This is a genomic window from Paracoccus angustae (assembly GCF_042648745.1).
In the GTDB taxonomy this organism is placed as follows: domain Bacteria; phylum Pseudomonadota; class Alphaproteobacteria; order Rhodobacterales; family Rhodobacteraceae; genus Paracoccus; species Paracoccus angustae.
In genome coordinates this window covers 95,926-117,070 of the sequence record NZ_JBHRXY010000006.1, presented here as the reverse complement: position 1 = coordinate 117,070, position 21,145 = coordinate 95,926, and the positions used below count along the sequence as shown (strand labels likewise).

General features: G+C 67.9%; 25 protein-coding genes. 14 read left to right on the top strand and 11 right to left on the bottom strand.

The features are described 5' to 3' along the window. Positions 1-9: 9 nt before the first annotated feature. On the top strand, positions 10-1,041 hold the full coding sequence (locus ACFOM8_RS10025) for an ABC transporter permease (RefSeq protein ID WP_377761216.1): 1,032 nt from the start codon (positions 10-12) through the stop codon (positions 1,039-1,041). An 83-nt stretch (positions 1,042-1,124) separates the two neighbouring features. Beyond that, complete coding sequence (locus tag ACFOM8_RS10020) at positions 1,125-2,072, top strand: D-ribose ABC transporter substrate-binding protein (RefSeq protein WP_377761215.1); 948 nt, start codon at positions 1,125-1,127, stop codon at positions 2,070-2,072. Positions 2,073-2,122: 50 nt separating this feature from the next. On the opposite strand, the gene trxB is transcribed toward ACFOM8_RS10020, so the two are convergent. After that, positions 2,123-3,145 (bottom strand): thioredoxin-disulfide reductase, encoded by a 1,023-nt coding sequence (trxB, locus tag ACFOM8_RS10015; RefSeq protein ID WP_377761214.1) that lies wholly within the window; start codon positions 3,143-3,145, stop codon positions 2,123-2,125. A gap of 118 nt (positions 3,146-3,263) precedes the next feature. Here trxB and ACFOM8_RS10010 point away from each other — a divergent pair, with 118 nt between their 5' ends. Beyond that, positions 3,264-3,764 carry an Lrp/AsnC family transcriptional regulator gene (locus ACFOM8_RS10010; RefSeq protein ID WP_377761213.1) on the top strand — a complete coding sequence of 167 codons (501 nt, stop codon included), beginning with the start codon at positions 3,264-3,266 and terminating at the stop codon, positions 3,762-3,764. A 60-nt stretch (positions 3,765-3,824) separates the two neighbouring features. Continuing rightward, positions 3,825-4,064 carry a hypothetical protein gene (locus ACFOM8_RS10005; RefSeq protein WP_377761212.1) on the top strand — a complete coding sequence of 80 codons (240 nt, stop codon included), beginning with the start codon at positions 3,825-3,827 and terminating at the stop codon, positions 4,062-4,064. 69 nt (positions 4,065-4,133) lie between these two features. Here the strand turns inward: ACFOM8_RS10005 and gshB are convergent, their stop codons facing one another. Then, the gene (gene gshB / locus ACFOM8_RS10000) at positions 4,134-5,126 is read right to left on the bottom strand and encodes a glutathione synthase (RefSeq protein ID WP_377761211.1); all 993 of its coding nucleotides are present in this window, start codon (positions 5,124-5,126) and stop codon (positions 4,134-4,136) included. Positions 5,127-5,277: 151 nt separating this feature from the next. On the opposite strand from gshB, the gene fabA reads away from it, so the two are divergent. From fabA to ACFOM8_RS09980, 4 genes are all read left to right on the top strand, one after another. Next, positions 5,278-5,787 (top strand): bifunctional 3-hydroxydecanoyl-ACP dehydratase/trans-2-decenoyl-ACP isomerase, encoded by a 510-nt coding sequence (fabA, locus tag ACFOM8_RS09995; protein WP_167622409.1) that lies wholly within the window; start codon positions 5,278-5,280, stop codon positions 5,785-5,787. 33 nt (positions 5,788-5,820) lie between these two features. Beyond that, on the top strand, positions 5,821-7,050 hold the full coding sequence (gene fabB, locus ACFOM8_RS09990; RefSeq protein ID WP_377761210.1) for a beta-ketoacyl-ACP synthase I: 1,230 nt from the start codon (positions 5,821-5,823) through the stop codon (positions 7,048-7,050). A gap of 16 nt (positions 7,051-7,066) precedes the next feature. Further along, the gene (locus ACFOM8_RS09985) at positions 7,067-7,855 is read left to right on the top strand and encodes an enoyl-ACP reductase FabI (protein ID WP_377761209.1); all 789 of its coding nucleotides are present in this window, start codon (positions 7,067-7,069) and stop codon (positions 7,853-7,855) included. Positions 7,856-7,919: 64 nt separating this feature from the next. Further along, entirely contained in the window at positions 7,920-8,768 is an 849-nt protein-coding gene (locus tag ACFOM8_RS09980) for an alpha/beta fold hydrolase (protein WP_377761208.1), read from the top strand. Here the strand turns inward: ACFOM8_RS09980 and ACFOM8_RS09975 are convergent. Genes ACFOM8_RS09975 through ACFOM8_RS09965 form a run of 3 tightly spaced genes read right to left on the bottom strand, consistent with a single transcriptional unit; the run spans position 8,746 to position 11,180 of the window. Continuing rightward, a complete protein-coding gene (locus ACFOM8_RS09975; protein ID WP_377761207.1) occupies positions 8,746-9,237 on the bottom strand; it encodes a phosphatase PAP2 family protein in 492 nt (163 codons plus the stop codon). The two genes, ACFOM8_RS09980 and ACFOM8_RS09975, sit on opposite strands and share 23 nt — an antisense overlap. Next, the gene (locus ACFOM8_RS09970; protein WP_377761206.1) at positions 9,230-9,889 is read right to left on the bottom strand and encodes an ABC transporter ATP-binding protein; all 660 of its coding nucleotides are present in this window, start codon (positions 9,887-9,889) and stop codon (positions 9,230-9,232) included. The genes ACFOM8_RS09975 and ACFOM8_RS09970 overlap by 8 nt, the downstream gene beginning before the upstream one ends. Continuing rightward, positions 9,882-11,180 carry a lipoprotein-releasing ABC transporter permease subunit gene (locus tag ACFOM8_RS09965; protein WP_377761205.1) on the bottom strand — a complete coding sequence of 433 codons (1,299 nt, stop codon included), beginning with the start codon at positions 11,178-11,180 and terminating at the stop codon, positions 9,882-9,884. The genes ACFOM8_RS09970 and ACFOM8_RS09965 overlap by 8 nt, the downstream gene beginning before the upstream one ends. Positions 11,181-11,315: 135 nt before the next feature. Between ACFOM8_RS09965 and radA the strand changes: the two genes are divergently transcribed. The 3 genes from radA (at position 11,316) to purF (ending at position 14,945) form a co-directional block, all read left to right on the top strand. Next, positions 11,316-12,680 carry a DNA repair protein RadA gene (radA, locus tag ACFOM8_RS09960; protein WP_377761204.1) on the top strand — a complete coding sequence of 455 codons (1,365 nt, stop codon included), beginning with the start codon at positions 11,316-11,318 and terminating at the stop codon, positions 12,678-12,680. Positions 12,681-12,722: 42 nt separating this feature from the next. Next, positions 12,723-13,319: a CvpA family protein gene (locus ACFOM8_RS09955; RefSeq protein ID WP_377761203.1), complete on the top strand. Its 597-nt coding sequence runs from the start codon at positions 12,723-12,725 to the stop codon at positions 13,317-13,319. Between the two features lie 135 nt (positions 13,320-13,454). After that, a complete protein-coding gene (gene purF, locus ACFOM8_RS09950; RefSeq protein ID WP_377761202.1) occupies positions 13,455-14,945 on the top strand; it encodes an amidophosphoribosyltransferase in 1,491 nt (496 codons plus the stop codon). Between the two features lie 51 nt (positions 14,946-14,996). Here purF and ACFOM8_RS09945 read toward each other — a convergent pair whose 3' ends face one another. The 4 genes from ACFOM8_RS09945 to ACFOM8_RS09930 are packed head-to-tail and all read right to left on the bottom strand — an operon-like array spanning position 14,997 to position 17,219. Further along, positions 14,997-15,437 (bottom strand): NUDIX domain-containing protein, encoded by a 441-nt coding sequence (locus ACFOM8_RS09945; RefSeq protein ID WP_377761201.1) that lies wholly within the window; start codon positions 15,435-15,437, stop codon positions 14,997-14,999. Further along, positions 15,434-16,468, bottom strand: coding sequence for a 5-(carboxyamino)imidazole ribonucleotide synthase (locus ACFOM8_RS09940; RefSeq protein WP_377761200.1), 1,035 nt, complete (start codon positions 16,466-16,468; stop codon positions 15,434-15,436). The genes ACFOM8_RS09945 and ACFOM8_RS09940 overlap by 4 nt, the downstream gene beginning before the upstream one ends. Then, positions 16,461-16,946 carry a 5-(carboxyamino)imidazole ribonucleotide mutase gene (gene purE, locus ACFOM8_RS09935; RefSeq protein WP_377761199.1) on the bottom strand — a complete coding sequence of 162 codons (486 nt, stop codon included), beginning with the start codon at positions 16,944-16,946 and terminating at the stop codon, positions 16,461-16,463. The genes ACFOM8_RS09940 and purE overlap by 8 nt, the downstream gene beginning before the upstream one ends. A gap of 54 nt (positions 16,947-17,000) precedes the next feature. After that, positions 17,001-17,219 carry a YdcH family protein gene (locus ACFOM8_RS09930; RefSeq protein WP_377761198.1) on the bottom strand — a complete coding sequence of 73 codons (219 nt, stop codon included), beginning with the start codon at positions 17,217-17,219 and terminating at the stop codon, positions 17,001-17,003. 224 nt (positions 17,220-17,443) lie between these two features. Here ACFOM8_RS09930 and ACFOM8_RS09925 point away from each other — a divergent pair, with 224 nt between their 5' ends. Then, a complete protein-coding gene (locus ACFOM8_RS09925) occupies positions 17,444-17,854 on the top strand; it encodes an Hsp20 family protein (RefSeq protein WP_377761197.1) in 411 nt (136 codons plus the stop codon). Positions 17,855-17,864: 10 nt separating this feature from the next. Further along, positions 17,865-18,092, top strand: coding sequence for a DUF1150 family protein (locus tag ACFOM8_RS09920; RefSeq protein WP_377761196.1), 228 nt, complete (start codon positions 17,865-17,867; stop codon positions 18,090-18,092). Here ACFOM8_RS09920 and ACFOM8_RS09915 read toward each other — a convergent pair. Both ACFOM8_RS09915 and ACFOM8_RS09910 read right to left on the bottom strand, forming a co-directional pair. Then, complete coding sequence (locus ACFOM8_RS09915) at positions 18,079-19,530, bottom strand: MFS transporter (RefSeq protein WP_377761195.1); 1,452 nt, start codon at positions 19,528-19,530, stop codon at positions 18,079-18,081. The genes ACFOM8_RS09920 and ACFOM8_RS09915 overlap by 14 nt on opposite strands. Before the next feature lie 39 nt (positions 19,531-19,569). Beyond that, positions 19,570-20,331: a transcription antiterminator BlgG gene (locus ACFOM8_RS09910; RefSeq protein WP_377761194.1), complete on the bottom strand. Its 762-nt coding sequence runs from the start codon at positions 20,329-20,331 to the stop codon at positions 19,570-19,572. Between the two features lie 96 nt (positions 20,332-20,427). Between ACFOM8_RS09910 and ACFOM8_RS09905 the strand changes: the two genes are divergently transcribed. Beyond that, positions 20,428-21,123 (top strand): HAD family hydrolase, encoded by a 696-nt coding sequence (locus tag ACFOM8_RS09905; protein WP_377761193.1) that lies wholly within the window; start codon positions 20,428-20,430, stop codon positions 21,121-21,123. Positions 21,124-21,145 lie beyond the last annotated feature (22 nt).

Here is a 21,145-nt window from a genome sequence, read left to right as displayed (position 1 = left end):
GGAAAACCAATGTCTGCAACCACCACCGCGCCCAAGCAAGACGGCTTCAGCATCGGCCGCCTGCTGCTGGAAGGCCGCGCCTTTTTCGCGCTGATCGCCATTATCGCGGTCTTTTCGTTCCTGTCGCCGAATTATTTCACCGTCTCGAACTTTCTGATCATGTCGTCGCAGGTCGCGATCTACGGCATCTTGTCGGTGGGGATGCTGCTGGTGATCCTGAACGGCGGCATCGACCTGTCGGTCGGATCCATCCTGGCGCTATGCGGGGTCTGCGCGGGGGCGATGATGCAGGGCATCACGCTGGACTGGGCGGGGGTGATCCTTTACCCGCCGGTCTGGGCCGTGGTGGTGCTGACCGTCGCCGTCGGCGCGCTTGTGGGGGCGCTGAACGGCGTGCTGATCGCCTTTTTCAAGGTGCCGCCCTTTGTGGCCACGCTGGGCGTGATGTATGTGGCCCGCGGTGTCGCGCTGCTGATGACGAACGGGCTGACCTACAACAACCTGCGCGGCCAGGAGGCCCTGGGCAACACGGGCTTCAACTGGCTGGGCTTCAACCGGCTGTGGGGAATTCCGATCAGCGTGATCGTGCTGGCGGTGGTGGCGGTCCTGGCGGGGCTGATGCTGTCGCGCTCGGCCTTTGGCCGCTGGCTTTACGCCTCGGGCGGAAACGAACGCGCCGCCGAACTGTCGGGCGTGCCGACGCGGCTGGTCAAGATCACCGTGTACACGGTGTCGGGCGCGCTGGCGGCGGTGGCGGGGCTGGTGCTGGCCTCTCAGCTGACCTCCGCGGGCCCCACGGCGGGCACCACCTACGAACTGACCGCCATCGCGGCGGTGGTGATCGGCGGCGCGGCCCTGACCGGCGGGCGCGGCGGCGTGCGCGGCACCATGCTGGGGGCCTTCGTGATCGGCTTTCTGTCGGCGGGCCTGGTGATCATCGGGGTGTCGTCCTACTGGCAGACGGTGTTCACCGGCGCGGTGATCGTGCTGGCCGTGCTGATGAACTCGATCCAATACGGGCGCGGCGGGCGCAAGTCCTGACGAGCCCCATCCTTCCCGTCCGGGGTTTCGGACGGATCGTCCTGCCACGAGCGGCAGTTGTTAACCAAAAGGGAGAGAGAGTAATGCTGAACCTGACCCGCCGCGCGCTGCTTGCCGCCGCCGTCGCCATGCCGATGATGGCAGGCGCCGCCTCGGCCGAGGGGCTGATCACCATCATCGTCAACGACCCCGCGAACCCTTACTGGTTCACAGAAGGCGAGGTCGCGAAGCGGACCGCCGAGGAACTGGGCTATACCGCCAACGTCGCCGCCCACCGGGGCGACACCAACACCGAAAGCACCCTGGTCGATACCGCGATCACCAACCAGTCGGTGGCGCTGATCCTGGATCCGGCCAATGCCGACGGGTCCGTGGGCGCGGTCCAGAAGGCGGTGGATGCGGGCATCCCGGTTTTCCTGGTCAACGCCGAGATCAACCAGGAGGGTCTGGCCAAGGCGCAGCTGGTGTCGAACAACGCGCAGGGCGCGGCCCTTGGCGCGCAGGCCTGGGTCGAGGCCGTGGGCGACGCCGGCAACTATGTCGAGCTGTTCGGCGCGCCGTCCGACAACAACGCCCAGACCCGCTCGAACGGGTTCGAGACCGTGCTGACGCAGTATCCCGACCTGGTGAAGGTCGGCCAGGAGGTCGCCAACTGGGACCGCACCCAGGGCTATCAGAAGATGCAGTCGCTGTTGCAGGCCAACCCCGACATCATCGGCGTGATCTCGGGCAACGACGAGATGGCGCTTGGCGCGATCGCCGCGCTGAAGGAGGCCGGCAAGCTGGAGCAGGTCAAGGTCGGCGGCTTCGACGGATCGCCCGACGCGGTGGCGGCGGTCAAAGCGGGCGAGATGCAGTACACCGTGTTGCAGCCGGTCGCGGTCTTCGCCGAGGAAGCCGTGCGCCAGGCCGACAACTTCATCAAGAACGGCTCGACCGGCGTCGATACCGAGAAACAGTTGTTCGACTGCATCCTGATCAACGCCGACAACGTGGATCAGATGACGGAACCGTTCACCCTGGCGCAGTAAGGGTTCGCGACAAGAATAGGGGGGCGCGGATCACCGCGCCCCTTTGCGTTTCACTGCGCCATCTCGTCTTCCCGCCAGGCATGGCCGGGATCGGGCTGGCCCGCGTCGTCGTGCTCGGCCAGCCAGGTTTCCGCATCCAGCGCCGCCATGCAGCCCATGCCCGCGCTTGTCACCGCCTGGCGATAAACGTGGTCGGTCAGGTCGCCCGCCGCGAACACGCCGGGGATCGAGGTGCGGGTGCTGCCCGGTTCAACCTTCACGTAGCCGCCGTTGTGCAGTTCCAGCTGGTCGCGCACCAATTCGCTGGAGGGCGCATGGCCGATGGCCACGAAGATGCCGTCCGCCGGGATCGTCCGCGTGCCGCCGTCCACCGTGGAAGCCAGCACCGCGCCGGTGACGCCCAGCGGCGTGTCGGTGCCCGTGACCTCGGTCAGGGCGTGGTTCCAGATCACCTCGACCTTGGGGTTCCTGAACAGGCGCTGTTGCAGGATCTTCTCGGCCCGCAGGCTGTCGCGGCGGTGAACAAGGGTCACCTTGCTGGCGAACTTGGTCAGGAACAGGGCTTCCTCAACGGCGGTGTTGCCGCCGCCGATCACCACCACCTCGCGGTTGCGATAAAAGAAGCCGTCGCAGGTGGCGCAGGCGGAAACGCCGAAGCCCTTGAACTTCTCCTCGGACGGCAGGCCCAGCCAGCGGGCTTGCGCGCCGGTGGCCAGGATCACCGCGTCCGCCGTGACCACCCGGCCGCTGTCGCAGGTGGCCGTGAAGGGCCGGCGTTGCAGATCCAGCGACGTGACCAGATCGACCACGATGTCCGCCCCCATGGCGCGGGCGTGCTCCTCCATCCTCACCATCAGGTCGGGGCCCTGGACCTCGGTGTCGCCGGGCCAGTTCTCGACCTCGGTGGTGATGGTCAGTTGCCCGCCGGGCTGCATCCCCTGGATCAGCATCGGCTTCAGCATGGCGCGCGACGCGTAGATCGCGGCGGTATAGCCCGCCGGGCCCGAGCCGATGATCAGAAGTTTGACGTGGCTTGTATCGGTCATCTTGCGTCCCATCCGGTGTTTGTGCATGAGGTAGTCCTTCCGGCCGGAAATCGCAACGCGGGTCGCGCGCAGAAAGAATGTTGCGCGCGAGGTGCCCCCATTGTAGTTTCCGGCAACGCCAAAGACCCGATCAAGAAAGAGCAGCATGGCCGGCGCGAAACTGGACCCCATCGACCGCAAGATCCTGGCCGAGTTGCAGGCCGACGGCCGGATGACCAATGTGGAACTCGCCCGCCGCGTCGGCATCTCCGCGCCCCCCTGCCTGCGCCGCGTCCGCGCGCTGGAGGAAACGGGCTTCATCCGCGGCTATCACGCCGACATCGACGCGCGCGAACTGGGGTTCGAGGTGCAGGTCTTCGCCATGGTGCGCCTGGCCAGCCAATCCGAACGCGACCTGTCCGCCTTCGAGGCGTTGGTGCAGGAATGGCCCCTGGTCCGCGAATGCCACATGCTGAACGGCGAGATCGACTTTATCCTGAAATGCGTCTCGCCCGATCTGTCGACATTCCAGCGGTTCCTGACGCAATCGCTGACGGCGGCGCCGAACGTGGCCAGCGTCAAGACCAGCCTCGTGATCCGGGCCGCGAAGGACCAGCCGGGGGTGCCGTTCGAGGTGGTCGAGGAACGGGTGCGCGAGGCGGGGTGAGCCACCGGGGGGCGACATGGAAGCGCGTGCCAGAGATCTGAGAAGGTCCATGCGGTCGTCGTGGAACGCATCTCCAGTCTGGATCGCCGCGTGGAAGACGGCTTCAAGGCGGCTGCCGGCCGCTTTGATGATGCAAACAGGCGGTTTGACGGCATAGGCAAGCGTTTCGACGGTCTTGGCCGGAAGATCGACAAGCTGCCCGACGAACGGGCGATGGCCCGTGTCGTGTTTTACGTGGCTGGCGCGCTCATGGCGGCGGTGATCTTTGGCCCGCGGCTGATGTCCATGATCGGCAATTAAGCCGAGGCTTGGCTGTCCCGGCGCCCAGGCGCCGTCCGATCCTTGCCGAGCAAAGGCGGGAAAGGGGTTTTACCCCACCGTTGCCGCGCCCGAAGGATGGCGGGGCGCAACCCCGCCTTGCGCGGCCAGCCGCCGTTCGATCGCCTGCCAGATCGCCTCTGCCGCGTTGATCCCGTCGAAGCGTTCCAGTTCCTGGATGCCGGTGGGAGAGGTCACGTTGATTTCCGTCAGCCAGCCGTCGATCACGTCGATGCCGGTGAAGATCAGGCCCTTTTCGCGCAACACCGGACCGATCCGCTTGCAGATCTCGTATTCCCGCTCGGTCAGGCCGATCTTTTCGGCGCGGCCGCCCACATGCATGTTCGACCGGGCCTCGCCGGTCTGGGGGACGCGGTTGATCGCGCCGACGGGTTCGCCATCGACCAGGATGATGCGCTTGTCGCCCTTGCTGACGGCATGGATGTATTTCTGCGCGATCATCGGCTCGCGGCTGATGCCTGCGAACAGTTCCAGCAGCGCGGACAGGTTGCGGTCCTCGGGATCCAGGTGGAACACCCCTGCCCCGCCGTTTCCGTAAAGGGGCTTCACGATGATGTCGCCGTGCCGGTCGCGGAAGGCGCGGATCGCGGCGGCGTCGCGGGCGATCATCGTGGGCGGCGTCAGGTCGGGAAAATCCAGCACCATCAGCTTTTCGGGGCAATTGCGGACCCAGAACGGGTCGTTGACCACCAGCGTCCCCGGATGCACCCGGTCCAGAAGATGCGTCGAGGTGACATAGGCCATGTCGAAGGGCGGATCCTGGCGCAGCCAGACCACGTCGAATTCGGACAGGTCGGCCTCGGCCCAGGCGCCGAAGGACACGTGGTTGCCCTGTTCGCGCCGCAGGGTGACGGGGCGGCCCCGCGCGATCACCCGGCCCTCGTCGTAGCGCAGCTGATCGACCGTGTACTGGAACAGCCTGTGACCGCGGACCTGCGCCTCCAGCCCGATGCGGAAGGTGCTGTCGGCGGTGATCGAGACATGCTCGATCGGGTCCATCTGCAACGCGACATACAGGCTCATCGGATCCTCCATCGGATTTGGGATGTTTGTCGCGCGCCGTCCGGCGGGATGCAAGCGGCCCCGTTGCATTGACTTGCACGCGCGTTGCCCCAAGTGATAGACGAAGCGTCGATTTGGACGGGCCGACAGGCCGGCAGAAAGGCAAGACCGCATGGCGATGGACAAGACGAGCTTTGACCGCGACGACCTTCTGGCCTGCGCGCGGGGCGAGCTGTTCGGCCCGGGCAATGCGCAGCTGCCCGAACCGCCGATGCTGATGATGGACCGCATCACCGACATCTCGGAAGACGGCGGGGAACACGGCAAGGGTCACGTGGTGGCCGAGTTCGACATCACCCCCGACCTGTGGTTCTTCGCCTGCCACTTTCCCGGCAACCCGATCATGCCGGGCTGCCTGGGCCTGGACGGGCTGTGGCAGCTGACCGGCTTCAACCTGGGCTGGCGCGGCTGGCAGGGCCGCGGCTATGCCCTGGGCGTGGGCGAGGTCAAGCTGACCGGCATGGTCCGCCCCGACCGCAAGCTGCTGCGCTATCACGTCGATTTCACCAAGGCCGTGCAGACACGGCGCCTGACCATGGGCGTGGCCGACGGCCGCGTCGAGGCGGATGGCGAGACCATCTACCAGGTCAAGGACATGAAGGTCGCGCTGTCGTCCAACTGATGGCGGCCAACTGATCAAAAAGGAGGAGGCGCAATGCGACGCGTCGTTATCACCGGCCTTGGCATCGTCTCGCCCATCGGCAACAATGCCGACGAGGTCACGGAAAGCCTGAAAACGGGCCGTTCGGGCATCGTTTTCGCCCCCGAATATGCCGAACACGGCTTTCGCAGCCAGGTCCACGGCATGCCGCAGATCGTGCTGGAGGACCATATCGACAAGCGCAACCTGCGCTTCATGGGTCCGGGCGCGGCCTACAACTTCATCGCCATGGAACAGGCGATCAAGGACAGCGGCCTTGAGGAAAGCGACGTGTCGAACCCGCGCACCGGCCTGATCATGGGATCGGGCGGGCCGTCCACGTCGAACTTCTTCGAGGCGCACCAGACCGTGATCGAAAAGGGCAGCCCCAAGCGGATGGGCCCGTTCATGGTCACGCGCTGCATGTCCTCGACCAATTCCGCGACGCTTGCCACGCCCTTCAAGATCAAGGGCGTGAACTATTCCATCACCTCGGCCTGTTCGACATCGGCCCATTGCATCGGCAATGGGGTCGAGCAGATCCAGATGGGCAAGCAGGACATCGTTTTCGCGGGCGGCGGCGAGGAACTGGACTGGACGCTGTCCTGCCTATTCGACGCCATGGGCGCCATGTCGTCGAAATACAACGACGCCCCGGAAACCGCGTCCCGCCCTTATGACGCGACCCGCGACGGATTCGTCATCGCGGGCGGCGGCGGCGTCGTCGTGCTGGAGGAACTGGAGCACGCCAAGGCGCGCGGCGCGAAGATCTATGCCGAAGTCACCGGCTACGGCGCGACCAGCGACGGCTACGACATGGTGGCCCCTTCGGGCGAGGGCGGCGAGCGGTCGATGCGGCTGGCCCTGGCCACCCTGCCCGAAGGCCGGACCGTCAGCTACATCAACGCGCATGGCACCTCGACCCCTGTGGGCGACATCGGCGAGGTCAAGGCCATCCGCCGCATCTGGGGCGAGGGAAGCACCCCGCCGATCAGCTCCACCAAGTCGCTGACCGGGCATTCCCTGGGCGCAACGGGCGTGCACGAGGCGATCTACAGCCTGCTGATGTTGCAAAATGACTTCATTGCAGCATCTGCAAACGTCGCGGCACTGGACCCCGAAATCCAGCCGGGCGAGATTGCGACAAGCCGGGTGGACGATGCCGGTCTCGATTCCGTGCTGTCGAACAGCTTCGGCTTCGGGGGCACCAACGCCACCCTGCTGATGTCGCGTTACAAAGAATAAGAAAAAGGGGTCAGTGATGGGCGATCTTCTGCAAGGCAAGCGCGGGCTTGTGATGGGGGTCGCCAATGACCATTCCATCGCCTGGGGCATCGCCAAGGCGGTGGCGGGCCAGGGGGCGGAGCTTGCGTTTTCCTTTCAGGGCGAGGCCTTCGGCAAGCGGGTGCAGCCGCTGGCCGCGCAGGTGGGGTCGGATTTCCTGCTGGACGTGGACGTGACCGACGACGCGTCCCTGGACGCGGCCTTTGCGGCGATCACGGACCGCTGGGGCAAGCTGGACTTCGTGATCCACGCCATCGCCTTTTCCAGCAAGAACGAACTGACCGGGCGGTTCGTCAACACCAGCCGGGCGAACTTCAAGCACAGCCTCGAGATTTCGTGCTATTCCCTGATCGAGGTCGCGCGCCGCGCCCATCCGCTGATGACGGACGGCGGGTCGCTGATCACGCTGACCTATGGCGGGTCGAACCGGGTGACGCCCTTCTACAACGTCATGGGGGTCGCCAAGGCGGCGCTGGAATCCGCCGTGCGCTATCTGGCCAACGACCTTGGACCCGACAGGATCCGCGTGAACGCGATCAGCCCCGGCCCCATGAAGACGCTGGCGGGCGCGGCCATCGGCGGGGCGCGCAAGACCTTCCGCCACACCGAGGCGAACGCCCCCCTGCGCGCCAATGCCACGCTGGAGGCCATCGGCGGCACCGCCGTCTGGCTGTTGTCGGACTGGGGCGCCTGCACCACCGGCGAGATCGTGCTGGTCGATGGCGGCTATCACGTCCTGGGAATGCCGCAGAGCGAGAATTTGTGAGGTCGCGCCGGGGGACTTCACGTCCCCCGGACCCCCTGTGGGATATTTGAGGTCCAAGGCAGGCATGGTCGAGTTCTTCACGGCGGGCGACGGCGCGCGGCTGGCTTATTCGGACGAAGGCGCGGGGCTGCCGGTCCTGTGCCTGGCCGGGCTGACGCGGAACATGGGCGATTTCGACCATGTCGCGCCGCATCTGGCGGGCGTGCGGCTGATCCGCATGGATTATCGGGGGCGGGGCCGGTCGGATCGGACGGGCACGGCGAGTTACACCGTCCCGCAGGAGGGCAAGGACGCCCTGGCGCTGCTGGATCACCTGGGGGTCGCGCAGGCGGCGGTGCTGGGCACCTCGCGCGGCGGGCTGATCGGGATGTGGCTTTCCGCGGTCGCGCATGACCGGCTGCTGGGGCTGTGCCTGAACGATGTCGGGCCGGTGATCGAACAGGCGGGGCTGGAGCGGATCTTCGACTATGTGGGGCGCAATCCGGCGGCGCGGACGCATGCGGCCTTGGCGGAACGGTTGCCTGCGGCGATGGCGGGTTTCGCCGATGTGCCCGAAGGCCGCTGGCTGGCCGATGCGCAGCGGCATTACGAGGAAACGCCCGAAGGCCTGCGCATCAACTATGACCCCGCCCTGCGCGAGGCATTCCTGGCCGCCTTCCAGGGGGATGCGCCCGACCTGTGGCCGTTGTGGGATGCCACGGCGGGGCTGCCGGCGGCATTGATCCGGGGGGCCAATTCGGACCTGCTGTCGGCCGGCGTCGCGGCCGAGATGCTGCGCCGCCGTCCCGACGCGATCTTCGCCGAGGTGCCCGGCCGCGCCCATGTACCCTGGCTGGACGAGCCGGAGGCCCTGACCGCGATCAACGCGTGGCTGGACCGCTGCGGGCGGCTCAGAAGCGCAGGCCGACGCTGAAGCTCGCGCCCTCGGTGCCGATGCCGAAATCGGCGGCGCCGAATGACAACCCGATCAGCGCGCCGGTCAGGGCCTGCGGCATCGTGTGTTCACCCGCGTGGACCCGGCTGGCCGCCGTCAGGCCCGCCGCGCCGTAAAGGCCGATCCCGGCGGCGCGGTCGTCGGGAAAGCACTTGCCCGCCAGGTCGGCGGCGCCGAAGGCCGCGGCGGCGGAATGGCCCGACGGGAAGCCCTTGCCTTCGCCCGTCGGCCGGAGCGAGATCGGCGTGCCGTCCAGCCAGGTCTTCAGGCCCAGGACCAGCACCGTCTGCAAGGCGCCGCGCAGGGCGAAATCCTCCAGCCGGTCGTCGCGGGCGGCACAAACGGCGGCGGCCAGCGGCAGGCCGTATTTCATCGCCGTGCCGAAATCCTCGAACGGGTCGGCAGCGGCGGGAGTGGCGAAGGCCGCGATCAGAACGAGGCTACGCAAGGCTGATCACCCGGTCCATGCGGGCGGCAAGCTGGTGGTTGTGCGTGGCGATCAGCGCCGACAGCCCGGTGTCGCGCACAAGCGCCATCAGCATGTCGAAGACCCGGTCCGATGTCCCGGGGTCGAGATTGCCGGTGGGTTCATCCGCCAGCAGCAGCGCGGGCTGGTTCGCGAGCGCGCGGCAGAAGGCCGCCCGCTGCTGTTCGCCCCCCGACAGCGCCGCCGGGCGGTGCCCCGCGCGCGCCGACAGGCCCACGCGGGCCAGCAGGTCGGCGGCGCGGGCGGCCGCCTCGCGCGCGGGGACGCCGTTGGCAAGCTGCGGCAGGATGACGTTTTCCGCCGCACTGAACTCGGGCAGCAGGTGGTGGAACTGATAAACGAAGCCCAGCTCGGCCCGGCGCGCTTCGGTCCGGGCGCGGTCCGGCAGGCCGGTCATGTCGCGCCCTTGCAGGATCACGCGGCCCGTGTCGGGCGTGTCCAGCAGGCCTGCGATATGCAGCAGCGTCGATTTGCCCGCGCCCGAGGGCGCGACCAGGGCCACCACCTCGCCCCGCGCGACGGTCAGGTCCAACCCGCGCAGCACCGCAACCGGCGCGGGGCCGTTCTTGCCATAGGTCTTGCCGACCCCTTCCAGGCGCAAGACGTCATTCATAGCGCAGCGCCTCGACCGGGTTCATGCGCGCGGCGCGGCGCGCGGGGAAGATGGTGACCACGAAGGACAGCGCCAGCGACAGCGCCACCGCGCGGAAGATGTCCCAGGCGCGCAACTCGGCGGGCAGGCGGTAAATGCCGCGCACCTCGGGCTGCCAGGCGCCGCCGCCGGTCAGGGCGTTCAGCGCGGCCATGATGTTGTCCACGTTCAGCGCCAAAAGCACGCCCAGGATCACCCCCGCCAGGGTGCCGATGATTCCGGTAAAGGCGCCGCAAAGAAAGAAGACCCGCAGCACCGCGCCCTCGGTCAGGCCCACCGTGCGCAAAATGCCGATGTCGCGGCCCTTGTTCTTGACCAGCATGATCAGGCCCGAGGTGATGTTCATCGACGCGATCAGCACCAGCACCGACAGGATCACGAACATCACGTCGTCCTCCATGTCCAGCGCCGCTAGGAACGACCCCGACGAGTCGCGCCAGTTCCAGACCTGCGCCCCCTCGCCCGCCGCCTGGATCAGCGGCAGCGTCCAGTCGTCCACCTGTTCGGGGTCGGAAACGAACACCTCGATCTCGTCGGCCACGCCCTCGCGGTTGAAATAGGACTGCGCCTCGGCCATGGGCATGTAGATGCGGGTGCGGTCGATGTCGTAGCGCCCGGCGCTGAAGATATACGTCACCTCGTAGGCCTTGACGCGCGGCGTGGTGCCGATGGCGGTGCGCGCGCCTTCGGGGGCGATCAGGCGGATCCTGTCGCCCAGACCCACGGCCAGTTCGCGCGCGATGCCCGAGCCGATGGCGATGCCCCGGTCGAAATCCTCAAGGCGGCCCACGGAAGTCGCGGGATCCACGATCCGCGGCATTGCCCTGAGATCGTCGAGGCTTACGCCGAAAACCTCGGCCACGTTCGAGCTGTCGTTGGCCGTGGCCATCACCTGCCCCCGCACCACCGGCGCGGTGCGGGTGACGCCCGGCACCTGCGCCAGCTTGGCGGCCATGGCGTCGTAATCCGCGATCCGGCCGGGGACGACATAGACATCCTCGGTGAACTCGTTCGTGATCCGCTGCGGGGCCATGTAGACGGTGGTATGGGCGTTGGCGCCCAGGATCGTGTCCACGAATTCCGCCCGGAAGCCCGCCCGCACGGCCAGCGTGGCGATCAGCGCCATGACGCCAAGCGCGATGCCGATCAGGCTGATCCAGGTCATCACGCTGACCCCGCCTTCGGCCCTGCGGGCGCGCAGGTATCGCCAGGCGATCATGAACTCGTATCGGGAAAAGGGCGCAGGGGACATGCGGGAAGCCTTGATTTCGCGCGGGGAACCTGACCGGGCCGCGCGCGAAGATCAAGCCGACAATGGCGTGAGGGCTTCTTCTTTGTTTCAAATACCCATATTGCGACGGCTGCCCCCAGATGCCACATCAGGCCCATGGCAAAATCCACCAATGCTTTCACCTGCACCGCCTGCGGTGCCTCCCACAAGAAATGGGCCGGGCGCTGCGACGCCTGCGGGGCCTGGAACACCATTGTCGAGGAAGCGCCCCTGTCCCAAGGCCCCGGCCGGGGCCTGGGGGCCCACAAGGGCCGCCCGGTGCCGCTGTCCGGCCTTGCCACGACCGAGGCCCCGCCCCCCCGCCACCTGGCCGGGATGGATGAACTGGACCGCGTGCTGGGCGGCGGCCTGGTGCCGGGCAGCGCGGTGCTGGTGGGCGGCGATCCCGGCATCGGCAAGTCCACGCTGCTGTTGCAGGGCGCGGCGGCCTTCGCCCGGCGGGGGCTGAACGCCGTCTACATCAGCGGCGAGGAAGCGAGCGCCCAGGTCAGGATGCGCGCGCAACGGCTGGGTCTGGCGGATGCGCCCGTCCGGTTGGGGGCCGAAACGAACCTGCGCGACATCCTGACCACGCTGGACGCCGAACGCCCGGATCTGGCGATCATCGATTCCGTCCAGACGTTGTGGTCCGACCAGGTCGAGGCCGCGCCGGGCAGCGTGGCGCAGGTCCGCGCGGCGGCCCACGAACTGGTGACCTTCGCAAAGCGCAAGGGCGTCGCGATCTTTCTGGTGGGCCACGTGACCAAGGAAGGCCAGATCGCCGGTCCGCGCGTGGTCGAACACATGGTCGACACCGTGATCTATTTCGAAGGCGAGCGCGGCCACCAGTTCCGCATCCTGCGCTCGGTCAAGAACCGCTTCGGCCCGGCCGACGAGATCGGCGTCTTCGAGATGACCGGCAGCGGCCTGGCCGAGGTCGCCAACCCTTCCGCCCTGTTCCTGTCCGAACGCGGCCAGCCGGTTCCCGGCAGCGCGGTCTTTGCCGGGATCGAGGGCACGCGCCCCGTGCTGACCGAGGTTCAGGCGCTTGTGGCGCCGTCCACCCTGGCTTCGCCGCGCCGCACGGTGGTGGGCCTGGACTCGGGCCGCGTCAGCACGATCCTCGCGGTGCTGGAGGCGCGCTGCGGCATTCCCTTCACCGGCCTGGACGTGTTCCTGAACGTCGCGGGCGGGATGCGGGTCAACGAACCCGCCGCCGACCTTGCCATCGCGGGCGCGCTTCTCTCGGCGCGCGAGGACAGCGCCCTGCCGCCCGATGCGGTGCTGTTCGGCGAAATCAGCCTGTCGGGCGCGCTGCGTCCCGTGGCGCAGGCGGAAAACAGGTTGAAAGAAGCGCAGAAACTTGGTTTTTCACAAGCGATTTTGCCCGACAGCCAAAAGGTCGAGGGCGCGGGCGGCATGGGGATCAACCGCATCGCCGACCTGACGGGATTTGCGGGAGAGGTCTTCGGCGCCGGCTGAAGTGCCTGAAAAGACATCATAACCGGCGCGAGGGGCAAGGCCATGGACGGTTTCACGATTATCGACGCGGTGGTGGCTGCGGTTATCATCCTTTCGGCCATTCTGGCCTGGTCGCGCGGCTTCGTGCGCGAATCGCTGGCGATCCTGGGATGGATCGGCGCGGCCATCCTGGCCTTTATCTTCGCCGCCGCCATGCGCCCGCTGATCGCGCAGCTGCCCGTTCTGGACCGTTTCCTGGGCGACAGTTGCGAACTTGCCACCATTGCGGGCTTCGCCGTGGTCTTTGCCCTGGCGCTTGTGGTCTTTTCCATCATCACCCCGCTGTTTTCGTCCGTCGTGCAGCGGTCCGCGCTTGGCGGGGTGGATCAGGGGATGGGCTTCCTGTTCGGGGTGGCGCGCGGCATCCTGCTGGTCGCCATCGCCTTTATTGTTTATGACCGGGTGATGACCAGCCAGCAGGTCGCGGTGGTGGAAAACAGCCGCTCCGCCCAGGTGTTCGAGCGGATGCGCGGGCAGTTGGACCAGCAGGTTCCCGACGACGCCCCGGGCTGGATCGTCAGCCGGTACGAGCAGATGGTGTCGGGCTGCACCGCGACCGCCACGCCCTCGGCCCAGGAAACGCCGCCCGCCGCGAACTGATGCGTGGGGCGCATGGCAGCCTTGCCGTGACGGTTCGGTGACGAAAAACCGCGCCCGCCGCCCCGCGGGGGCGTGACTTTCGGACGCACCCGCACTACATGGTGCGGGACAGCCCAAAGCCATTCAGGACGCGCGATGCAACCTTTCCTGGCCCATCCGTTCGATTCGGACCGCCTGCACGAAGAATGCGGCATTTTCGGCGCGATCGGCATGGCCGATGCCTCGAACTTCGTGGCGCTTGGCTTGCACGCGTTGCAGCATCGCGGGCAGGAGGCCGGGGGCATCGTCGCCCACGACCCCGAAAACGGCTTCAACAGCGCCCACCGCTTCGGCTATGTGCGCGACAACTTCACCAAGGCCGACGTGATGGCCACCCTGCCCGGACCCCTGGCCATCGGGCATGTGCGATATTCAACCGCCGGAACCAAGGCCGCGACCGCGATCCGCGACGTGCAGCCCTTTTTCGGCGAATTCCACATGGGCGGCTGCGCCATCGCCCATAACGGCAACATCACCAATGCCGCCGCCCTGCGCCGCGAGCTGATCGAGCGCGGGTCGATCTTCCAGTCCTCCTCGGACAGCGAATGCATCATCCACCTGATGGCGCGGTCGATCCAGCGCAACATCCCCGAACGGATGAAGGACGCCCTGCGCCGGATCGAGGGCGCGTTTTCCGTCATCGCCATGACCCGGACCAAGCTGATCGGCGTGCGCGATCCGCTGGGCGTGCGCCCGCTGGTGCTGGGCAAGGTCGGCGACGAAGGTTTCGTGCTGGCGTCCGAGACCTGCGCCCTGGACATCATCGGCGCCGATTTCGTGCGCGAGATCGAACCGGGCGAGATGGTCGTGATCTCTCGCGGCGAGGTCGAATCGTCGCGGCCCTTCGGGCCGTCCAAGGGGCGGTTCTGCATTTTCGAGCATGTCTATTTCTCGCGCCCCGATTCGATCATCGGCGGGCGGTCGGTTTACGAAACCCGCCGCCAGATCGGCGTGGAACTGGCCCGCGAGGCGCCGATCGAGGCGGATCTGGTCTGCCCCGTTCCCGACAGCGGCACGCCCGCCGCCATCGGGTTCGCCCAGGAATCGGGCATCCCCTACGGCATGGGGATCATCCGCAACCAGTACATGGGCCGCACCTTCATCGAGCCGACCGAGCAGATCCGCAACATGGGCGTGCGGCTGAAGCTGAACGTGAACCGGTCGCTGATCGCGGGCAAGCGCGTGGTTCTGGTGGACGATTCGGTGGTCCGCGGCACCACCTCGCGCAAGATCAAGGACATGATCCTGGACGCGGGCGCGGCCGCCGTGCATTTCCGCATCGCCTCGCCCCCCACCGCATGGCCCTGCTTCTATGGCGTGGACACGCCCGACCGCGACAAGCTGCTGGCCGCGCAGATGACGACCGAGGAGATGCGCGACTGGATCGGCGTCGATTCGCTGGCCTTCGTGTCGCTGGACGGGCTTTACCGCGCCGTGGGCGAGGCCCAGGGCCGCAACAAGGCCTGCCCGCAATATTGCGACGCCTGCTTTTCGGGCGACTATCCGGTGGCGCCGTTCGACCAGCTGGAGCGCGGGTTCCGCATGAAGGCCGGATCGGAAACGGCGATAACCGAGGCGGCGGAGTAAGCCGGGGGCCAGCCCCCGGTCCCCCGGGATATTTGCGGTCCAAAGCAGGAACTAGCGCACGATCCGTTCCAGCGGGTCGTACCAGGCGGCGTGCTGGCCCCAGACGGCGCGGGCAAGCATGGCGGGCTTGTGGCGCAGGGTCCGAAGGTCTGCCCTTGTCGCCCACGCGAATCGGTTCACGACGCCCTCGGGGTCGTTCAGCGTGACCGCCGCATCGTCGGCAAGCCTGGCGCGAAAGATCAGGTCGACCTGATGGAAGCCGCCCGCGGGATCGTGGAATTCGTTGACCAGGATCGGGGCGCCGACGGCGATGGAAAGGCCGGTTTCCTCGGCCACCTCGCGGATCAGGTTTTCGGGCAGGGACTGGCCGGGTTCGACGCCGCCGCCCGGCAGGCACCAAAGGTCGGACTGCCGGCCGGGATAGGCGTTGACCATCAGCAGCCGGTCGTTCCGCAGGATCGCCGCGCGGACGGCGAGCCTTGGACGGGTCATCGGGTGATCCGGTTCACATGGCCCATCTTGCGGCCCGGCCTGGGCGCGCCCTTGCCGTAAAGATGGACCTGCGTGTCCGGCGATTTCAGCAGGTCCGGCACGCGGTCAAGGTCGTCGCCGATCAGGTTCTCCATCACCACGTCCGCGTAACGCGTGCCGTCGCCCAGGGGCAGACCCGCCACGGCGCGGATGTGCTGTTCGAACTGGTCCACCGCGCAGCCCGCCTGCGTCCAGTGGCCCGAGTTGTGGACGCGGGGGGCGATCTCGTTGACGATCAGGCCTTGCGGGGTCACGAACAGCTCGACCCCCATGACGCCGATGTAGTCCAGCGCGTTGGCGATGCGGGCGGCGATCAGCACGGCGTCGGTCGCGACCTTGCCGGGCAGGCCGCAGGGCACGGTCGTCGTGCGCAGGATGCCTTCGCGGTGGACGTTCAGACCGGGGTCGAAGGCCGCGACCTGCCCGTCCGCGCCGCGCGCGATGATCACGCTGATCTCGGCGCTGAAATCGACAAAGCCTTCCAGAACCGAAGGCGCGCCGGTCCATTCCGCAGGGCCGTCGCCGATGCGCACCTGCCCCTTGCCGTCGTAGCCCATGCGCCGGGTCTTGAGGATCGAGGGGCGGCCGATCTGCGCAACCGCCGCTTCCAGGCCGTCTTCCGCCGGCACGTCGGCAAAAGGCGCGGTCGCCAGGCCGATCCGGTTCAGGAAGGTCTTTTCGGTCAGCCGGTCCTGCGACACCGCCAGCGCACGGCGGTTGGGGCGGATCGGCCGCAGGCTTTCCAGCAGGTCCAGGGCCGAGGTCGGCACGTTCTCGAATTCATAGGTGATGACATCGACGCTTTCGGCAAAGGCGCGCAGGGCGCCGGCGTCCTCGTAGGGCGCGTTTGTCGTCCGCCAGGCCACGTCGCCCGCAGGGGCCGCGCCGGGCTCGTAAATGTGGCAGCGCAGGCCAAGGCGGCTGGCCGCGACGGACAGCATCCGGCCCAGCTGGCCGCCGCCCAGGATGCCGATGATCCGGATGTCAGTCATCGCGCGGCTCCTCGGGGATCGAATCGGAAAGCGCCTGCCGCCAGGCGTCCAGCCGGCGCGCCAGGGCGGGGTCGGACAGCGCCAGGATCCCCGCCGCCATCAGCCCGGCATTGGCCGCGCCCGCAGCACCGATGGCCATGGTGGCGACCGGATAGCCCTTGGGCATCTGGAGGATGGAATACAGCGAATCGACCCCCGACAGCGCCCGGGTCTGCACCGGCACGCCGATCACCGGCACGCGGGTCTTGGACGCCATCATGCCCGGCAGATGCGCAGCGCCCCCCGCGCCCGCGATGATCACCCGCAGCCCGCGTTCCACCGCCGTCTTGCCGTAATCCCACAGCCGGTCGGGCGTGCGGTGCGCGCTGACGATGCGGGCTTCGTAGCCGACGCCAAGCTCGTCCAGGATCGTTGCGGCGTCCTTCATCGTGGGCCAGTCGGACTGGCTTCCCATGATGATGCCCACAGGTTTGTCCATCGTTGTCCCCCGCGTTTGCCCGCCCGCCATAGCGCGCAGGGCAACGGCCCGCAATCAGGCGATGATGTCGGGGGTGATCTCGTCCTCGAGCCGGGCGATCTGGTCCTTGAGCAGCAGCTTCTGCTTTTTCAGCCGTTGCAGCGCCAGCGACGAGGTCAGCTGCTGCGCGGACAGCGCCGCGATCGCCTCGTCAAGGTCGCGATGCTCGCACCGCAGGGCTTCCAGGCGCGCGCGGGCGATTTCGTCATGGGACATTTCGTGGTGCATGTTCATCTGGCTTGGCCGGGCTGGACGTTTGACCGTTGTTTTTCCAGCATCATAGCGCGTCTTTCGCGCGCTGTTAACAGGCGGGCGTGGTTAACGCGGGCGAATGCGGAATGCCCGTGGCAGGCAAGCCCCACATCTTGCGCAAGGGGTCATCACGCCACATATGATTGTCAACGGGTTGCCGGACCGGGACCCGCAACGCAGTCGCTTACAGAATCCGAGGGCTGATCATGACGAAGATTTCTTTGGGGGCGCATCCCTACCTGCTGGGTTTCGACCAGCTGGAACGTATGGCCGAACGGGCCGCCAAGGGCGCCGAGGGCTATCCCCCCTACAACATCGAGCATGTCGCGCCCGACGGATTCCGCATCACGCTGGCGGTGGCGGGCTTTTCCGAGGCCGACCTGTCGGTCACGACCGAGGATCGCCAGCTTGTCATCCGCGGCCGCCTGGCCGAGCCCGAGACCGAACGGGTGTTCCTGCACCGGGGCATCGCGGCCCGCGCCTTCCAGCGCAGCTTCGTGCTGGCCGACGGGGTCGAGGTCGAGGGCGCCCAGATCGAGAACGGCCTGCTGCATGTGGATCTGAAGCGGATCCAGCCTCAGCAGGTCGTCCAGACCATTCCGATCAGCCGCAAGTAAGGGGATCATCATGGATACCAAATTCGACTTCGGCGGCATCGACGCCGAGAAAACCGTCTATATCCGGCAGGTCGAGACCCGCACCCTGCCCCAGGAAATCCGCCAGCAGCTGCCGGGCGTGGACAGCATGTATGCCGTTCACGACGCCGATGGCGAACGGCTGGCGCTGGTCAAGGAACGCTCGCTGGCCTTTATGCTGGCCCGCCAGAACGAACTGACGCCCTTCAGCGTCCACTGACCGCCCCGCCGCGGGGCGGCTCGGCCCTGCCGCGGATCGCGCCCCTGGCGGCAAGGATCGCCAGGATCGCCGCAAAGGCGCAGATCTGATAGATCAGCGCGTGGGACATGGCGGCGGGATAGCCGCCGCCCTGTCCGTGCAGCCGCACGAAGAACAGGCTGGACACCACCGCGATTCCCGTCGCCGCGCCGACCTGCTGAAAGGCCTGCATGGCGCCCGACCCCGCCCCCGCGTCATGGCCCGGCACCGATTGCAGCACGGACTGGAACAGCGGAGAGATCGTCAGCCCCATTCCGAAGCCGCACAGCGCAAGCGGGGCGATCAGCGTGGCCGGGGTGAAGACCTGCGGCGGATGGCCCGCGACATGGCGCAGGAAGATCATCCCGGCCAGCATGATCGACACGCCGACCGCCATGCGCAGCGACAGCCACCGGATGCCGAATCGCCCGGTGACGTAGCTGCCCAGCATGATGCCCAGCGGAAAGGGCGCGGTGGCAAGGCCCGACTGCGGCGGGTCCAGGCCAAAGCCCGTTTGCAGATAGATCGCCAGCACCAGGAACATCCCCGGAATGGCCGAGAAATGCAGCATCACCATCGCCACGCCCGACAGAAAGCCGCCGTTGCGCATCAGCGCCACCGGCAGAAGCTGCGCGCGTCCCTGGCGCGCAAGCCGGACCTGCCGCCAGACGAACAGCGCCGCCGTGGGCAGCGCCGCGGCCAGCATGGCCACGCACCACCAGGGCCAGCCCAGCAGCGCGCCCTCGATCACCGGCAGCACGACCAGCAGCACCGCCAGCGAGAACAGCGCGATGCCCGGCCAGTCGATCCGCATCCGCCGGTCCGACGACATGGCGGGGATCCAGCGCCGCCCGGCCCCGATCACAAAGATCCCGACCGGCAGGTTGACCAGGAAGATCGGCCGCCAGTCCAGCCCCGCGATGTCGCCGGTGATCAGCGCGCCGCCCAGCAGCGGCCCCGTGACCGCGCCCAGGCTGGCCACGACCCCCGCCAGCGCGAAGGCCCGCGCCTTCTGCTCGGGCGGGAACATCACGTGCATGATCGCCATGACCTGCGGCACCATCATCGCGCCGCCGATGCCCTGCAAGGCGCGCGACCAGATCAGCATCGGCATGGTCTGGGCGAACCCGCACAACGCCGAGGCCAGGGTGAACAGCCCGATCCCCCACAGAAACAGCCGCTTGCGCCCGAACTTGTCGCCGAAGCGGCCGAACGGCAGCAGTCCCGCCGCGAAGGCCAGCACATAGGCGGCCGAGACCCACTCGATCTGCGCGGCGGTGGCATGGAGGTCCGCCTGGATCGAGGGCAGCGCCACGTTCACGATGCTGACATCTATCAGGTTCATGAAGTTGCCCAACAGCAGCAGCACGGTCGCCAGCCAGGGATTGAAGCCGGAATCGCCGGTGCCGATCGGGGTCATGGGCCTGCCTTCTTGCGGATCGTGAAAGGTCTGGACCGTCTAGAGGATTCCCTCTGGAACCACCATCTGCGCCCCGATGCCGTCCTGATGGCGGCGATAAAGCTCCCGTGCCGCCGCGTCGCCGTCCAGAACGACATGCGTGGCGCCATGGTTCCGCGCCACAAGGCCCTGCCACAGCACCGAACGCGGACCCGGCGGCGGCATCACAGGCAGCGGCGCCAGGACCGCGCCGGCGGGCGGCTCGACCGCGACGCCCGGCAGGGGCTGGACCAGCAGCAGGGCGTCCAGCCGCGCGGCCAGGCGGGCGGCGGGCGCGACCTGGTCGGGGCGGCGGGGCTGGATGGCCAGAACCCGGGCGCTGTCCCGGTCGCGGAACAGGGCGCGCAGGTCGTTGGGCGCCCCGAGGCCGGACGGGCGGCGAAGGCCCTTGACCTTGCCGCCCAGCAGGGCCGGATCCCCCCACCTGTCCGTCACGGACATCACCGCCAGAACCTCGCCGCCCGCGTCGCGCAGGGCGATGTCGTCGCCGGGCCGCGCCCGGTCGGCGAAATCCGCGCCGACCCGCAGCGCCAAGGGCACCGGCCAGGGTGCGTCCCCGCCATCCCGGGCGGCGCGCCAGTCCGCCTCGGGCATGAAGCCGCGCAGCGGCGCGAAGCCGCCGTTCAGCAGCAGCGACAGTTCCCCGGTCTGCTCGGCGTCCAGCGTCCAGGCGGGCAGCTTCCGCGCCTCGGCCCGCAGGGCGCCTGCGGCGGCCTCGGAAATGTAAAGCTCTCGCATCGGCAGATGATGGGGATGGGTCATGGTTCCTGCCTATCCGAAGCTCTGCCGTTTGTCATCGGCCCCCGATGCGTGTAGGGATCGGCTGTTAACGCCACCAGACGCCACCAGAGAGGCCGCATGACCGATATTCGCGCCGTGATCTTCGACATGGACGGCTGCCTTGTGGACAGCGAGCCGATGTCGCTGGAAACCCTGGCCGAGATGATGGCGGCCGAGGGGCTGCACGCGACCCCCGACGACTTGCGCAAGCGGTTCCTGGGCATGTCGATCCAGGCCATCGTGCGCGACATCAGCAAGGCCCTGGACCGTCCCGACCTGCCCGATTTCGCCCGCGATTTTGAAGAACGGCTGCTGGCGCGCTATCCGACGGAACTGCGCGTGATACCCGGCATTCCCAAGCTGCTGGACGGTCTTGCGGCGCAGGGGATCGCGGTGGCGATCGCCACGGGCAGTTCCGTGCGCCGGCTTGGCATCACGCTGGACGTGGCGGGGCTGGCGGACCGGTTCGGCGCGCGCATCTTCAGCGCCGACCAGGTAAGGCGCGGCAAGCCCGCGCCCGACCTGTTCCTGCTGGCCGCCGAACGGCTTGGCGTCGCGCCCGAAGCCTGCGCGGTGATGGAGGATTCGCCCCATGGCGTCGCGGGCGCCGTGGCGGCCGGAATGCGCGCGGTGGGCTTTACCGGCGGCACCCATCTGGACGGGATGCGCGACGACCACGCCCGCCGCCTGCGCGAGGCCGGGGCCGCCACGGTGCTGCCCGACATGAACGGGATGCCCGAGGCGCTTCTCGACCGGCAGACCACGGGCGTTTGACGCCTTGGGGCCTTTCGGCCAA

Coding starts and splice junctions, on each gene's coding strand:
- ACFOM8_RS10025 (WP_377761216.1), top strand. CDS start 10: ATGTCTGCAACCACCACCGCGCCCAAGCAAGACGGCTTCAGCATCGGC.
- ACFOM8_RS10020 (WP_377761215.1), top strand. CDS start 1,125: ATGCTGAACCTGACCCGCCGCGCGCTGCTTGCCGCCGCCGTCGCCATG.
- trxB (WP_377761214.1), bottom strand. CDS start 3,145: ATGCACAAACACCGGATGGGACGCAAGATGACCGATACAAGCCACGTC.
- ACFOM8_RS10010 (WP_377761213.1), top strand. CDS start 3,264: ATGGCCGGCGCGAAACTGGACCCCATCGACCGCAAGATCCTGGCCGAG.
- gshB (WP_377761211.1), bottom strand. CDS start 5,126: ATGAGCCTGTATGTCGCGTTGCAGATGGACCCGATCGAGCATGTCTCG.
- fabA (WP_167622409.1), top strand. CDS start 5,278: ATGGCGATGGACAAGACGAGCTTTGACCGCGACGACCTTCTGGCCTGC.
- fabB (WP_377761210.1), top strand. CDS start 5,821: ATGCGACGCGTCGTTATCACCGGCCTTGGCATCGTCTCGCCCATCGGC.
- ACFOM8_RS09985 (WP_377761209.1), top strand. CDS start 7,067: ATGGGCGATCTTCTGCAAGGCAAGCGCGGGCTTGTGATGGGGGTCGCC.
- ACFOM8_RS09980 (WP_377761208.1), top strand. CDS start 7,920: ATGGTCGAGTTCTTCACGGCGGGCGACGGCGCGCGGCTGGCTTATTCG.
- ACFOM8_RS09970 (WP_377761206.1), bottom strand. CDS start 9,889: ATGAATGACGTCTTGCGCCTGGAAGGGGTCGGCAAGACCTATGGCAAG.
- ACFOM8_RS09965 (WP_377761205.1), bottom strand. CDS start 11,180: ATGTCCCCTGCGCCCTTTTCCCGATACGAGTTCATGATCGCCTGGCGA.
- radA (WP_377761204.1), top strand. CDS start 11,316: ATGGCAAAATCCACCAATGCTTTCACCTGCACCGCCTGCGGTGCCTCC.
- ACFOM8_RS09955 (WP_377761203.1), top strand. CDS start 12,723: ATGGACGGTTTCACGATTATCGACGCGGTGGTGGCTGCGGTTATCATC.
- purF (WP_377761202.1), top strand. CDS start 13,455: ATGCAACCTTTCCTGGCCCATCCGTTCGATTCGGACCGCCTGCACGAA.
- ACFOM8_RS09945 (WP_377761201.1), bottom strand. CDS start 15,437: ATGACCCGTCCAAGGCTCGCCGTCCGCGCGGCGATCCTGCGGAACGAC.
- ACFOM8_RS09940 (WP_377761200.1), bottom strand. CDS start 16,468: ATGACTGACATCCGGATCATCGGCATCCTGGGCGGCGGCCAGCTGGGC.
- purE (WP_377761199.1), bottom strand. CDS start 16,946: ATGGACAAACCTGTGGGCATCATCATGGGAAGCCAGTCCGACTGGCCC.
- ACFOM8_RS09930 (WP_377761198.1), bottom strand. CDS start 17,219: ATGAACATGCACCACGAAATGTCCCATGACGAAATCGCCCGCGCGCGC.
- ACFOM8_RS09925 (WP_377761197.1), top strand. CDS start 17,444: ATGACGAAGATTTCTTTGGGGGCGCATCCCTACCTGCTGGGTTTCGAC.
- ACFOM8_RS09920 (WP_377761196.1), top strand. CDS start 17,865: ATGGATACCAAATTCGACTTCGGCGGCATCGACGCCGAGAAAACCGTC.
- ACFOM8_RS09915 (WP_377761195.1), bottom strand. CDS start 19,530: ATGACCCCGATCGGCACCGGCGATTCCGGCTTCAATCCCTGGCTGGCG.
- ACFOM8_RS09910 (WP_377761194.1), bottom strand. CDS start 20,331: ATGACCCATCCCCATCATCTGCCGATGCGAGAGCTTTACATTTCCGAG.
- ACFOM8_RS09905 (WP_377761193.1), top strand. CDS start 20,428: ATGACCGATATTCGCGCCGTGATCTTCGACATGGACGGCTGCCTTGTG.